Source organism: Marinobacter shunpengi, from assembly GCF_045449695.1.
Taxonomy (GTDB): domain Bacteria; phylum Pseudomonadota; class Gammaproteobacteria; order Pseudomonadales; family Oleiphilaceae; genus Marinobacter.
In genome coordinates this window covers 122,316-136,141 of record NZ_JBJJKZ010000018.1, presented here as the reverse complement: position 1 = coordinate 136,141, position 13,826 = coordinate 122,316, and the positions used below count along the sequence as shown (strand labels likewise).

12 protein-coding genes are annotated in these 13,826 nt (G+C 63.1%); 8 read left to right on the top strand and 4 right to left on the bottom strand.

The window, feature by feature from the left end; genetic code table 11:
• Positions 1-8: 8 nt before the first annotated feature.
• Positions 9-1,058 (bottom strand): substrate-binding domain-containing protein, encoded by a 1,050-nt coding sequence (locus ACJO2E_RS17070; protein WP_406965440.1) that lies wholly within the window; start codon positions 1,056-1,058, stop codon positions 9-11.
• A gap of 338 nt (positions 1,059-1,396) precedes the next feature.
• Here ACJO2E_RS17070 and ACJO2E_RS17065 point away from each other — a divergent pair, with 338 nt between their 5' ends.
• The 7 genes from ACJO2E_RS17065 to ACJO2E_RS17035 all read left to right on the top strand — a co-directional run bounded on the left by ACJO2E_RS17065 (position 1,397) and on the right by ACJO2E_RS17035 (position 7,976).
• Positions 1,397-1,801: an acyl-CoA thioesterase gene (locus tag ACJO2E_RS17065; RefSeq protein WP_406965438.1), complete on the top strand. Its 405-nt coding sequence runs from the start codon at positions 1,397-1,399 to the stop codon at positions 1,799-1,801.
• Positions 1,802-1,957: 156 nt separating this feature from the next.
• Positions 1,958-2,911: a phosphate/phosphite/phosphonate ABC transporter substrate-binding protein gene (gene phnD, locus ACJO2E_RS17060; protein WP_406965437.1), complete on the top strand. Its 954-nt coding sequence runs from the start codon at positions 1,958-1,960 to the stop codon at positions 2,909-2,911.
• 16 nt (positions 2,912-2,927) lie between these two features.
• On the top strand, positions 2,928-3,743 hold the full coding sequence (gene phnC / locus ACJO2E_RS17055; RefSeq protein ID WP_406965436.1) for a phosphonate ABC transporter ATP-binding protein: 816 nt from the start codon (positions 2,928-2,930) through the stop codon (positions 3,741-3,743).
• A complete protein-coding gene (gene phnE / locus ACJO2E_RS17050) occupies positions 3,744-4,550 on the top strand; it encodes a phosphonate ABC transporter, permease protein PhnE (protein ID WP_406965434.1) in 807 nt (268 codons plus the stop codon).
• Entirely contained in the window at positions 4,547-5,356 is an 810-nt protein-coding gene (phnE, locus tag ACJO2E_RS17045; RefSeq protein WP_406965433.1) for a phosphonate ABC transporter, permease protein PhnE, read from the top strand. Before phnE (ACJO2E_RS17050) ends, phnE (ACJO2E_RS17045) begins: the two co-directional genes overlap by 4 nt.
• A gap of 4 nt (positions 5,357-5,360) precedes the next feature.
• Positions 5,361-6,305: an HAD-IIA family hydrolase gene (locus tag ACJO2E_RS17040; protein WP_406965432.1), complete on the top strand. Its 945-nt coding sequence runs from the start codon at positions 5,361-5,363 to the stop codon at positions 6,303-6,305.
• 87 nt (positions 6,306-6,392) lie between these two features.
• A complete protein-coding gene (locus ACJO2E_RS17035; protein WP_406965431.1) occupies positions 6,393-7,976 on the top strand; it encodes an OpgD/OpgG family glucan biosynthesis protein in 1,584 nt (527 codons plus the stop codon).
• 22 nt (positions 7,977-7,998) lie between these two features.
• On the opposite strand, the gene uvrD is transcribed toward ACJO2E_RS17035, so the two are convergent.
• Both uvrD and ACJO2E_RS17025 read right to left on the bottom strand, forming a co-directional pair.
• Positions 7,999-10,164, bottom strand: coding sequence for a DNA helicase II (uvrD, locus tag ACJO2E_RS17030; RefSeq protein WP_406965430.1), 2,166 nt, complete (start codon positions 10,162-10,164; stop codon positions 7,999-8,001).
• A gap of 125 nt (positions 10,165-10,289) precedes the next feature.
• Positions 10,290-11,741, bottom strand: a complete 1,452-nt coding sequence (locus tag ACJO2E_RS17025; RefSeq protein ID WP_406965428.1) for an NAD-dependent succinate-semialdehyde dehydrogenase — start codon at positions 11,739-11,741, stop codon at positions 10,290-10,292.
• A 260-nt stretch (positions 11,742-12,001) separates the two neighbouring features.
• On the opposite strand from ACJO2E_RS17025, the gene ACJO2E_RS17020 reads away from it, so the two are divergent.
• Positions 12,002-13,018, top strand: coding sequence for a histone deacetylase family protein (locus ACJO2E_RS17020; RefSeq protein WP_406965427.1), 1,017 nt, complete (start codon positions 12,002-12,004; stop codon positions 13,016-13,018).
• Between the two features lie 16 nt (positions 13,019-13,034).
• Here the strand turns inward: ACJO2E_RS17020 and ACJO2E_RS17015 are convergent, their stop codons facing one another.
• Positions 13,035-13,778, bottom strand: coding sequence for a YdcF family protein (locus ACJO2E_RS17015; protein ID WP_406965425.1), 744 nt, complete (start codon positions 13,776-13,778; stop codon positions 13,035-13,037).
• Between the last annotated feature and the right edge of the window lie 48 nt (positions 13,779-13,826).

The window sequence follows — 13,826 nt, the reverse complement described above, 5'->3', positions numbered from 1 at the left end:
ACCGGACCTTACATCAGCTCGTCCTTGCTCAGGTTCGGCATCTCTGCTGCCTTGTCCTGCAGATCCATCAGTGCATCACGGGGAGGCACGATCAGGCCAACGCTCTTCAGGTAGCCGTTCGGGCCCATGGCGCCGGCGCTGGTGAATTCCTCGGCGTACTCGGTAATACCCGGAACCACGCCGATGTGAGCCTTCTTCACGTAGAAGAACAGGGAGCGGGCAACAGGGTACTCGTCAGCGGCAATGTTCTCCACTGTCGGCACCATGCCGTTCAGGCGGGCGGCCTGGAGGCGGTCCGAGTTCTCTTCCAGGAAGCTGTAGCCAAACACACCGAACATCCCGGTATCGTCGATCAGCTTCTGGACGATCAGGTTGTCGTTCTCGCCGGCTTCGATGAAGGCGCCGTCTTCACGGATGCTGTGGCACACGCCTTCCATGTCGTCTTCGCTCATGTCGGCAACCGCCGGCAGGTCTTCACAGCCGCCCTGCATGGCCAGCTCGACGAAGGCGTCACGGGTGCCGGACGTCGGGGGCGGACCCATTACACGGATCGGCTTGTTGGGCAGGCTGGAATCGACATCGCTCCAGTTCTTGTAGGGGTTGTCGATCAGCCTGGACTCGTCATCCGGATCCGGAACCTGCTTGCCCAGGGCCAGGAACAGTTGCTCCAGGTTGATGTCCAGGTTCTCGGCTTCGCTGGAGCTGGCGATAACGATACCGTCGGAACCGATACGGAACTCGGTAATGTTCTCAACGCCGTTGCTCTGGCACAGGTCGTATTCGGACGGCTTCATGCGGCGGGAAGCGTTGGTGATATCCGGGTGCTGGGTACCGATGCCCTGGCAGAACAGCTTCAGGCCGCCGCCGGAACCGGTGGATTCCAGCTTCGGCGTCGGGAAGTCAGAGTTGGCACCGAAACGCTCGGCTACCACGGTAGCGAACGGGTAAACGGTGGAAGAACCCACGATGCTGATTGTGTCGCGGGCCATGGCCGGCGTGGATACGGCGGCAACAGAGCCTGCCAGTACTGCAGTTGCGAGTGCTGCTCTCAGTTTCATACGTTGCATCTCCATCGGTTTATTGCTGTCGGGTTATCCGATGGTGGGCAGATTACGGACAGTCTATGACAACTTTGTGACACCCGCAGGATTAATTTCCACTTATGGAGCCTCCGATATCACTGGCAACACAGGACCAGAGTCACCAGCGACAAGTCGTAGATCAGCGAATTTACCAGACGGGACACTGCTTATCTGTCGATTTCACTTGCATACGGCGATGTGATGAATACCATGCTCAGCAAATAAACAGGGAATCCGGTATCAACTGCCCTCCCAATCATGAATACAGGGCTTACCCGACGGCCCCCTATCCAAGAAAAACAAGGTAGCGCTCAATGACTGACTTCGACGACGACAGGCCCACCCCCCGTGGGGAACTGGTGATCCAGGTAGTACCCCTGCCCGCCGACACCAACGCCAATGGCGACGTGTACGCCGGCTGGCTGGTACAGCAGATGGACACCGCCGCAGGCACCCTGGCCGGACGCATCTCCCAGGGCCGCAACGCCACCGTCGCCATGGACCGCATGGAATTCCTCTCGCCCCTGCGCATCGGCGCCCAGGTTGGGTGCTACTGCGAACTGGTGGACATCGGCCGCAGCTCCATGAAGATCAACGTGGAAGTGTGGACCCGGGACCGCAATAACAAGGGCGCACGCAAGGTGACCGAAGGTCTGTTCGTGTATGTGGCCATTGATGAGCATGGCCGCATTCGCGAAGTCCCGGAACAGGCCCACTGACGCATCCCGTGGCGGGGTGCGCTGCCGTTCCTTCTACCGAAGGAAACCACCCCATCACATAATGTGTCGCGTCAGCACGTTGCTGTCATAAAAGCATCATCGGATTGCCTTATCGTCCGGGAGTAAGCCTATTCCCAGACAACAAGGAGTCCGACGATGACGATGAAACCGCTGACACTGCTGGCCTGCCTTCCCCTGATGCTGCCCCTGGCCAGCCACGCCGAGTTCACTCTCGACAGCCGCTACCAGGACCAGGACGGCGACCTGGTGGCCGACATCCCCGCCGATGCCGACCAGCAAGTGGATCCCTCCACCCTCATCTTTGCCTACACGCCGGTTGAAGACCCGGCCGTCTACCGGGAAGTCTGGTCCGAATTCATGGACCACCTGGCCGACACCACCGGCAAGAAGGTCCAGTTTTTCCCGGTGCAGTCCAACGCCGCCCAGATCGAAGCCATGCGCGCCGGGCGCCTGCATATTGCCGGCTTCAATACCGGCTCCAACCCTCTGGCAGTGGCCTGCGCAGGCTTTCGTCCATTTACCATGATGGCCGCCGCAGACGGTTCCTTCGGCTATGAGATGGAAATCATCACCTACCCGGACTCGGGCATTGACGAGGTGGAAGATATCCGTGGCGGGGAAATGGCCTTTACCTCCCAGACCTCCAACTCCGGCTTCAAGGCGCCGTCGGCGATCCTGAAGGCAGACTATGGCATGGTGGCCGGAGAAGACTTTGAGCCGGTGTTCTCCGGCAAGCACGACAACTCCATACTGGGGGTCGCCAACCAGGACTACCCGGCTGCCGCCATTGCCAACTCGGTGCTTAACCGCATGCTGAGCCGGGATGTGGTGAGCGAGGACCAGATTGTCTCCCTTTACCAGTCCCAGACCTTCCCCACCACAGGCTATGGCATCGCCCACAATCTGACTCCGGAGTTGCAGGAAGCCATCCAGGACGCCTTCTTCTCCTTTGAATGGGAAGGCACCGCACTGGAAGAGGAGTTCTCCAAGTCCGGCGAGGCCCAGTTCATTCCCATCACCTTCAAGGAGCATTGGGAAGTGATCCGCAAGATCGACGATGCCAACGGCGTTGAATACCACTGTCAATAAGCGGTGAATCGACCACGTGCTTACACTCAGCAACCTCTCAAAAACCTACCCCACCGGAGACACAGCCCTCCGCCAGGTCAGCTTCGAAGTACCCGCTGGCCAGGTGGTGGGGCTGATCGGCCCCTCCGGTGCGGGCAAGTCCACTCTGATCCGGTGCATTAACCGCCTGGTGGAACCGTCCGCCGGGGAAATCCTGCTGTCGGAGACCAACCTGGCGACCCTGCAAGGCGGTGCGCTGCGCCGTGCCCGACGCCGGATCGGCATGATCTTCCAGGAGTATGCCCTGGTGGAGCGCCTGACGGTGATGGAGAACGTACTGTCGGGGCGGCTCGGTTACGTGCCCGCCTGGCGTTCGTTCCTGCGCCGCTATTCACCGGACGATGTGGCCCAGGCATTTTCCCTGCTGGAACAGGTCGGGCTGTCGGACCATTTCAACAAGCGGGCCGATGCCCTGTCCGGTGGCCAGCGCCAGCGCGTCGGCATTGCCCGGGCCCTGGAACAGGACCCGGAACTGCTGCTGGTGGACGAACCCACCGCGTCCCTGGACCCCAAAACCTCGCGCCAGATCATGCGCCTGATCGGCAGCGCCTGCCGGGAAAGGAACCTGCCGGCCATCATCAATATCCACGATGTGATGCTGGCCCGGCAATTCACCGACCGGATCATCGGCCTGAGGGCCGGCGAGGTGGTCTTTGACGGCAGACCCGAGGCACTGACCGACGAGGTTCTGACCCGCATCTACGGCAATGAGGACTGGACTCAGATGCGCGGTGAGGATACCGCCCACGAAGAGCCCCTGGCTCCCACCGTGGACCTGGCCGAGGGGGTGTAGATGACGGCGCAAAGCTACCCCACCCGCTGGAAGCGGCCACCGGTACTGCTGACCAATCCGTTGTGGCGACGGCTGATCTACACCGGCGCGCTGATCTACCTGGTGCTGGCGATGCAAAGCGTGGAGATCGACTGGCACCGGGTGTGGCTGGGACTGGACCGGGGCTGGAAATTCGTGGAAGGCTTCCTGGTACCGGATTTCGTCACCCGGTGGCGGGACATCCGCGAAGGCCTGGTGGAGAGCCTGACCATGACGGTGACCTCAACGGTGGCCGGTATCCTGATTTCCGTGCCCATCGGCATCGGCGCCGCCCGCAACCTGGCGCCAGCGCCGGTGTACCTGGCCTGCCGGAGCATCATCACCCTGTCCCGCTCGTTCCAGGAAGTGATCATCGCCATCCTGCTGGTGGCCATGTTCGGCTTCGGGCCCTTTGCGGGCTTCCTGACACTGGCATTCGCCACCATCGGTTTCCTGTCAAAACTGCTGGCGGAGGATATCGAGGAATGCGACCACAGCCAGCTCGAAGCCATCCGCGCCACCGGCGCAAGCTGGTGGCAGGTGGTCAACTATGCCGTACAGCCCCAGGTCATGCCCCGGCTGGTGGGGCTCTCTCTGTACCGCCTGGACATCAACTTCCGGGAATCGGCGGTGATCGGCATAGTCGGGGCCGGTGGCATCGGCGCCACCCTGAACACCGCCATTGACCGTTACGAGTATGATTCCGCCGGGGCCATCCTGATTATCATCATCGCCATCGTGCTGGTGGTGGAATATTCGTCTTCCTGGATTCGCAGGTGGGTACAATGACCGAAACCCCTTCCGTGCCTGTCTGGCAGTACCGGACACCGAAGCAGACGCTGCTGCGATGGCTGGGCTGGTTCTCGCTGGTGGCTCTGACCGTGTTCTGCTGGCAGTTGATGAACGAGAACACGATCTGGGCCTTTGTCAGTGACGCGCCGGACCAGGCAGCCGATATCGGCGGGCGCATGTTTCCGCCAGCCTGGGGTTACATCGACGAGTTGTGGGCCCCCCTGTGGGATACCATCAATATCGCCACCCTAGGCACCCTGATCGGGGTAGCCATTGCGGTACCGGTGGCCTTTCTGGCTGCCAGCAACACCACCCCCAGTAAACGGTTTGTGCGCCCGCTGGCACTCCTGCTGATCGTGGCGTCCCGATCCATCAATTCGCTTATCTGGGCGCTGCTGCTGGTGGCCATTATCGGCCCGGGGCTGTTGTCCGGCATTATCGCTATCGGCCTGCGGTCCATCGGCTTCGTGGCCAAGTTGCTCTACGAGGCGATCGAGGAGATCGACACCAGCCAGGTGGAAGCGGTACGGGCCACCGGCGCCAGTGGTGTCCAGGTGATCGACTATGCCATCGTGCCGCAGATCCTGCCGGCGTTCTGGGGCATCAGCGTGTTCCGCTGGGACATCAACATCCGCGAGTCCACCATCCTGGGGCTGGTGGGAGCCGGCGGCCTGGGCATCCAGCTCAACGCATCGCTGGCCACCCTGGCCTGGAACCAGGTGGCGATGATCTTTGTGGTGATCCTCGCCACCGTGGTGGTCTCGGAGTGGGTATCCGCCCGGGTGCGACAGGCGGTAATCTGAGGGCATGACCGATAGCCATCCAACCACCTTTGACGGCGTCACCCCGACACCCGCCTGGGCCTTTGACCAGTACCAGCGGCTGCGGGATCAGCTCCCGGCGACGGCCGCCAACCAAAGTGCTCCCCGGTGGATAGCGTCGCTGGAACCACTGGCCGGCGAGTTCGACGCCTTTGTCTTTGATGCGTTCGGCGTGCTGAACACCGGGCAGGCCGTCATTCCCGGCGCGGCGGCCCGACTGGCGGCGCTGCAGGCCCTCGGGAAACCGGTCCTGGTGCTCTCCAACGCCGCTACCGCCAGCCAGCAGGCCCTGACCGCAAAATACCGGGCCATGGGATTCGGGCTGACCGAAGACAGGATCATTTCCAGCCGCTGGTTGCTGGAAGACGCCCTCGCCCGGGAACCCAGGCAAGGCGTGTGGGGCGTGATCGCACCGGCCCATTCCGACAGCCAGTCACTGGGCCCGCTGACACAGCAGCCGGTACGCCCCGGCGTAAGCGACCAGGCGCTGGACGCCTGCGACGGGTTTATCTTCCTGAGCAGCGAGCATTGGGATGAGCCCCTGCACGCTCAACTGTCGAACAGCCTGAAACGTCGACGGCGACCGCTGGAGGTGGCGAACCCGGACCTGGTGGCGCCCCGTGGTGATTGCCTGACCCTGGAACCCGGCTTTTTCGCCCACAAACTGCGAGAGGAAACGGGCATCACCCCGCGTTTCTTCGGCAAACCTTACGGCCCGGCCTTTGACGCCGCCCTCGAGCGCCTCGCCGGCATTCCCGCCCGTCGAATACTGATGGTCGGCGACACCCTGCACACGGATATCCTTGGCGCCAGGACAAAGGGAATGGCAAGCCTGCTGGTCACCGGCCACGGCTCACTGGCGGGCCTGGACCTGGAGACCTGCATCCGGACGTCCGGCATTACGCCGGACTTTGTCACCTCGTCGATCTGAACAGCCGACCCGCCTTTCGGAATCGTAACCCCCTGATACATGACACCACAGGCAGAATAGGGACACCGTTTGCCATAGGAGTCACCCATGGATCGACGTTCCCTGTTGCTTCACCTGGCCGCCACCGCGGGCCTGACTGGCCTGCCCCTGTCTGCGCTAATGACGCCCCGCCCGGCGGTGGCCAGCAAGGTTCCGGTACCCGAGCAGTTCGACTTCGCCTGGCTCAAGGGCCACGCCCGTCACCTGGCCGACCAGCCCCATGCCCCCACCCGGGAGCAGGTGCCCCAGGCGCTGAAGGACATCTCCTGGGATGACTACCAGTCAATACGGTTCAAGGCCGACCAGGCACTCTGGCATAACGAAGACACCCCCTTCGAGATCGGCTTCTTCCATCTGGGGCTGTATTTCCAGGAGCCCGTGCACCTGTTCGAGCTGGTGAACGGCCAGCCCCGGGAAATCCCCTACAGCCCCGACAACTTCACCTACAAAGGCGAACAGTCCCTGCAAGGGCTACCGGACGATCTCGGCTATGCCGGCTTCCGGGTTCGCTTCCATACCGATGATGAACGGGACCTGGCCGCCTTCCTGGGGGCCAGCTACTTCCGGGCGGTGGGCGAGTCCATGCAGTACGGCCTGTCCGCCCGGGGGCTGGCGGTGGACACGGCGCTGGACAGCGGCGAGGAGTTTCCCCGCTTCACCGCATTCTGGTTCCAGCCGCCACCGGCCGGTTCCACACGGCTGACCCTATACGCCCTGCTGGAGTCCGACAGTGTGACCGGCGCCTATGCCTTCGACCTGTATCCGGGCCGGGACATGGTGATGGACATTGATGCGGCCCTCTACCCTCGCCGTACCATCGAACGCGTCGGCATTGCCCCGCTCACCAGCATGTACCAGATGGGCGAGAACGACCGCCGCATGGCCAACGACTGGCGACCGGAAATCCATGATTCCGACGGCCTGTCCCTGTGGACCGGTGCCGGGGAATGGATCTGGCGCCCACTGCGCAACCCCCGGCATTTGCAGGTCAACAGTTTTCTCGACGACAACCCGCGAGGTTTTGGTCTGCTACAGCGGGACCGGGATTTTGACCACTACCAGGACGACAGCGTGTTCTATGGCAAACGACCGAGCCTGTGGGTGGAACCCGGTAGCAACTGGGGCGAAGGCTCGGTGATGCTGGTGGAGATTCCCACCGCGGACGAAACCATGGACAACATCGTTGCCTTCTGGCACCCCAAAGAACCACTGGAACCGGGCCGGGAGCACCTGTTCAGCTATCGGCTGACCTGGGGCGAGAAGCCGCCGGCGTCACCGGACAACCTGGCCACGGTGGAGGCGACCCGCACGGGCATCGGCGGTGTGGTGGGCCAGGAGCGCACCTACTTCTCGCGGCGGTTTGCCATCGACTTTGCCGGGGGACTGCTGGGCATGATGGGCGAGGATGCCGAGGTGGAGCCGGTGATCGAGGTCAGCCGGGGCAAAGTGGAAATCACTTCGGCCCGGCCACTGGGCTCGATCAATGGCTACCGGGCCATGTTCGACCTGGTGCCGGACGACTCACCGGAGCCCATCGACCTGCGGGTGTACCTGCGCCTGGGGGACCAGCCGCTGACGGAGACCTGGGTCTACCAGTACTCCCCACCGCCAGTGGAAGAACGGGACTTCTGATCCGTCTGCCGCTGGTGCCTGCTCAGCAGGATTCCAGCGGTGCATAGGCCAGCACCAGCCATTTCGCGCCGTCGTCAAAATTGACCTGCACCCGGGTGTGGTGACCGCTGCCCTCGCTGTTCATGACGATGCCCTCGCCAAACTTGGGGTGGCGCACCCGCTGGCCAAGGCTGAAGCCGGTGCCGGCCTCCGGTTGCTGGCTGAACAGCCCTTCGTTGGGCCGGGATACCATGGCGGGGCGGCTGACCGTGTTGCGCAGGCGCACCTCCTGGAGGCAGTCGGCCGGAATCTCCCGTACAAAGCGGGACAGGGCGTGGAACTTCTCCTGACCGTACAAGCGCCGGGATTCGGCGTAGGTGAGGATCAGCCGCTTCATGGCCCGGGTGATGCCCACGTAAGCCAGCCGGCGTTCCTCTTCCATGCGACCCGGTTCCTCCAGGGACATGCTGTGGGGGAACAGCCCTTCCTCCACCCCGGCCAGGAACACCAGCGGGAACTCCAGGCCCTTGGCGGAGTGCAGCGTCATCAGCTGGACGCTGTCCTCGTGGGTATCCGCCTGGGCCTCGCCGGCGTCCAGGGCCGCCTGGGCGATGAATTCCGACAACGCGTCCTCATCGTCCTCCACCTCATAGTCCGACAGGGCGTTGACCAGTTCCTCCAGGTTCTCCACCCGGGCCTGGCCCTTCTCGCCCTTTTCGTTGGCGTGGTAATCCTTGAGGCCGCTGAGCTCCAGGGTTTCCTTCATCAGGCCCTGCAGGGACGACTGGTCCACCTTGTCGGTCAGGGTCTGGATGATGTCGATAAACTGCTGCAGGCCGGTGCGGGCCTTGCCCTTGACCACGCCCGCGTCCAGCATGCGCTCGGACGCCTCCCACAGGGAGATACCCTGCTCGGTGGCGTAGGCCCGCAGGTCCCCCAGGCTCTTGGCGCCGATGCCCCGGGTGGGCACGTTCACCACCCGCTCGAAGGCGGCGTCGTCACGACGGTAGTGCACCAATCGCAGGTAGGCGATGGCGTTGCGGATTTCCTGGCGGTCGTAGAACCGCAGGCCGCCGTAGACCCGGTAGGGAATGCCCTGGCGCATCAGGGATTCCTCCAACACCCGGGACTGGGCGTTGGAGCGGTACAGGATGGCTGCCTCGCTGCGCAGGTTGCCTTCGTCCACCCAGGCGCTAATGGTGTCAGCGATGTAATTGGCCTCGTCCATTTCGTTGAAGGCGGCATACAGGCTGATGGGTTCGCCCTCGGGGCCGTCGGTCCACAGCTCCTTGCCGAGGCGCCCCTGGTTGTTGGCGATCACCGCGTTGGCGGCCTTGAGGATCAGTTGGGTGGAACGGTAGTTCTGCTCCAGGCGCACCAGGCGTGAGTTGGGGAAATCCCGCTGGTACTGCTGGATGTTCTCGATCTTGGCCCCGCGCCAGCCGTAGATGGACTGGTCATCATCCCCCACCACGGTGAGGGGTACCCGGTTGCTGGCCAGGATCTGCAGCCAGGCGTACTGGATGGTGTTGGTGTCCTGGAACTCGTCCACCAGGATGTGCTGGAAGCGACGCTGGTAGTGGGCCAGCAGTTCCGGCCGGTGCAGCCAGAGTTCGTGGGACCGCAGCAGCAGCTCACCAAAGTCCACCAGGCCACCCTGATTGCAGAGCTTCTCGTACTGGCGGTAGATCTGCAGCATGGTGCTGGTGAAGTGGTCGCCCGGGTTCTCCTGGATGTGGTCCGCCCGCAGGCCCTCGTCCTTGTGGCTGTTGATGAACCACTGGGCCTGGCGGGGTGGCCAGCGGCCCTCGTCGATCTGAAGCTCCCGCATCACCCGCTTGACCAGTCGCAGTTGATCGTCGCTGTCCAGTACCTGGAAATTCTCGGGCAGGCCGGCGTCCTGGTAGTGGGCCCGCAGCAGGCGGTGGGCGATGCCGTGGAAGGTACCGAACCACATTCCCCGGGCCGGCACGTCCATCATCTGTTCGATGCGGTAACGCATCTCCTTCGCCGCCTTGTTGGTGAAGGTCACGGCCAGGATACCAGTGGGCGGCACCCCATCCACCTGCATCAGCCAGGCCATACGATGGACCAGCACCCGGGTCTTGCCACTGCCGGCACCCGCCAGCACCAGCAGGTGGTCGTTCTGGGCGGTGACCGCTTCGCGCTGGGCGTCGTTCAGGGGATCGATGATGGGGGAGACATCCATGGATTCTGCCGTTCATTGCCTGGTGGAAAATGAGGCAGCAGTATATCACCCATGGGTGGGGGATTGGATTAGTCGGGAGAGGGGTTGAAAGAGTGCCTCGGATACGAGGCACTCTTTCAGGGGCGTCAGAACCCCCGCGGTACCGCCTGCGGCTCGACAAACTCGAACAGACCTTCGGTGCCGCCCTCGCGGCCGATGCCGGAGGCTTTCATGCCGCCAAAGGGCGCTTCCGGGGCCGGGCCGGTGCCGGTGTTCCAGCCCACGTGGCCGAAGCGCAGGCCGCCGGCCACACGCTGGGCACGGTCCTCGTCGGCAGTGAACACGTAGGAGGCCAGGCCGAACTCGGTGTCGTTGCCCATTTCGATGGCTTCGTCCTCGGTGCTGAAGGCCACCATGGGCACCAGCGGGCCGAAGGTTTCCTCGCGGAAGCAGGCCATGTCGCGCTTGACGCCGGAGACCACGGTGGGCGGGAAGAACAGTTTGTCCTTCGGCAGGTCACCCGGCTGGGTGCCCGCCACCAGGCTGGCGCCTTTTTTCAGGGCGTCTTCCAGGTGGTCGCGGACCTTGTCGAAGCCGGCCCGGTTAATCAGCGGGCCGATGTCCACGTCGCCGTTGATACCATCGCCCACGGTCATTTTGTTGACCCGATCCGCCAGCTTGCCGGCAAAGGCGTCCATCACTTTCTCATGGACGAAGATGCGGTTGGCGCAGACACAGGTCTGGCCGCCGCCGCGGAATTTGTTGGCGATCAGGTTGTCCGCCGCCTTGTCCAGGTCGGCATCGTCAAACACGATGAACGGTGCGTTGCCACCCAGCTCCAGGGCCAGCTTCTTCACCTGGTCGGCGGTGTCGATGATCAGCTTGCGGCCCACTTCAGTGGAGCCGGTGAAGCTGAGCATGGGCACATCCGGGTTATCGCACAGTTCCTTGCCGATCACGCTGGCCTTGCCCATCACCAGGTTGATCATGCCTTCGGGCAGCTCCACGTTCTCATCAATGACGGTGAACATGGCGATCATGGTGAGTGGGGTTTCGCTGGCGGGCTTGATCACCGACGGGCAGCCGGCGGCCATCGCGGCGGACAATTTCTTGGCGATCATGCCGATGGGGAAGTTCCAGGGGGTGATCAGCCCCACTACGCCCACCGGGCGGTAGTGGATGGTCCAGGTGCAGTCCCGGGGCTTTTCTTCCAGGGTATGGGCATTCAGGTCGCCGATGGTCTTTGAAAAATAATCGAAGAAACCGGCGGCGTAGTCCACCTCGCCCTGGGCCTCGTTCAGGGGCTTTCCGTGCTCCAGACAGAGGATACGACCGATCTCCTCGCGGTTGTCCTTGAGGGCATCGCGAATGCCTTCCAGCCACTGTCGGCGGGTCTCGATGGCGTAGGGCTCGGTCAGCTTCAGGGCCGATTTGCCAGCCTCGATGGCCGCCCTGACATCCTCCACCGGCATTGAGGGCACACTGGCGAGTACTTGCCCCGTCGCCGGGTTGTAAACATCAAAGGTATTGTCGCCGGTGGCTTTCCACTGGCCGCCAATATAGCCTTTCAGGTTCTTCAGCAGGGGTGACTCGATCATGGTGACTCCTCTGTTTGAGAGACAGTTGCTGTCGCTTGTTCGCTTTTGTTCGACGCTGTCCGGGGTGTTGACGAAAACGTCCGGGAGTGAGACTACTGGTGAAACCGCTGACCACCCTGACGATCCGTGAAGGGTTCAGACGTTCTGAGGACATATTGGCTGCCTTTGTGACGTCTGTAAAGGCAATCGGCCAGCGCCCTGCAAGAAGCCGACCGGCATCTATACTGGTCGAAAACGTTGATTCATCAGGAGGCCGGAACATGAAAGCGTATTTTCACCCGTCACAGGACCTGCACGCTCCCAAGACGTACTTCACCCGCGGTCAGATGCGTCAGCCCCAGGAGGTGGCGGACCGTACCGGTCAGATGCTGGAGGGCCTGAAGGAACTGGGGGTGGAAGTGCTCCAGCCCGCAGACCAGGGGGCCGGGCCCATCTCCGACATCCATGATCTGGGTTACCTGCGCTTCCTGGAATCCGCCCACCGTCGCTGGATGGAGCAGGAGGACTGGGGCGAGGAGGTGATCTCCAATATCTTCGTGCGCGCGCCCAACCACCTGCAGGGCATTCTCGCAGAGGCCGCCCGCTACCAGGCCGACGGCAGTTCACCCATTGGCCCGAAAACCTGGGAGGCGGCCTACTGGTCGGCCCAGTCCGCGCTGGGCGCGGCGGACGCCATCAAGGCTGGTGACCGGGTGTCCTATGCGGTGTGTCGCCCGCCGGGGCACCATGCCCGCCGCGACGCCGCTGGCGGTTTCTGTTACCTGAACAACGCCGCCATCGCCGCCCAGCACCTGCAGGACCGGTTCGCCCGGGTGGCCATCCTGGATACCGACATGCACCACGGCCAGGGTGTGCAGGAGATCTTCTACGATCGCAGCGACATCCTCTATATCTCCATCCACGGCGACCCCACCAACTTCTACCCGGTGGTCACCGGTTTCCAGAATGAGCGGGGCGAAGGTGATGGCGAGGGGTACAACATCAACTACCCCATGCCCCACGGTTCCAGTGAGGAGCATTTTTTCGAGACCCTGGACCGGGCACTCACCGACATCAAACTCTACGATCCAGACGTGCTGGTGCTGTGTCTGGGCTTCGACATCTACAAGAACGACCCCCAGGCCAAGGTATCGGTAACCTCCGAGGGCTTTGGCCGCCTTGGGAAACACATCAGCCAGCTGTACCTGCCCACCCTGGTGGTGCAGGAAGGCGGCTATGACCTGGAGTCCCTGAGTGAGAACGTGCAGCAGTTCTTCAGGGGAATCGGCGGGGTCTGAGGCCCTGCTTACCGGCTTAAAGCGTCAGCCAGTAGTAAACGCGCCCGATCTGCTCATGGAGCAGACGGGTGTTTTGCTGCAGGTACCAGGTACGGGGTACCAGTTCGATGCCGTCATGATCCCCGGTATGGATGAAGCCCATGGGAGCGGGGATCACCTCGAAGCCGAGCCGCTCGAACTCGGGGATGGCCCGGGTCAGATGAGCGGCGTGGGTCACCAGCAGGATGGTGTCCAGGTTGCCGGCGTTGAGGATGCGGGCGCTGAATTCGGCGTTCTCCCGGGTGGTGCCGCTCTCGTGCTCCATCCAGCGGGCCTGGATGTTGAAGGCCTCATCCAGCATGCGGTTCATCAACTGTGCCTCGGACTCCAGGTCGCGCTCTTCATTCCTGCCACCGGTCAGCAGTAGCGGCAACCCGGTGCGACGGTGCCAGCGAGCCGCCTCCGCCAGCCTGGCCAGGGGCGCCTCGGCCACCACGTCCCGCCCGGACCACTGGGGCGCATCGGTCTCACGGCCACCGCCCAGGACCACGATGACATCCGCCCGGGACGCCTCCTCCACCGTCGGCACCGGATGATCCTCCAGACCGATACTGAGCACCGACTGGACGGGCGGGATCGACAGCAGGTAGAGGGCGACCAGGCCCAGGATCATCAGTGCCCACCCAAGTCGGGGGAAACGCCTCACCAGCAGCATGCCCGCCGCCATCAGCAGGATATTCAGGAACGGGGGCAAAACCGCGTACTTGAGAACGTAGAGCATCGGCAGGAGTCCTTTCGTGCATGGGAGACCCAGCCCGGGGCGACCGGG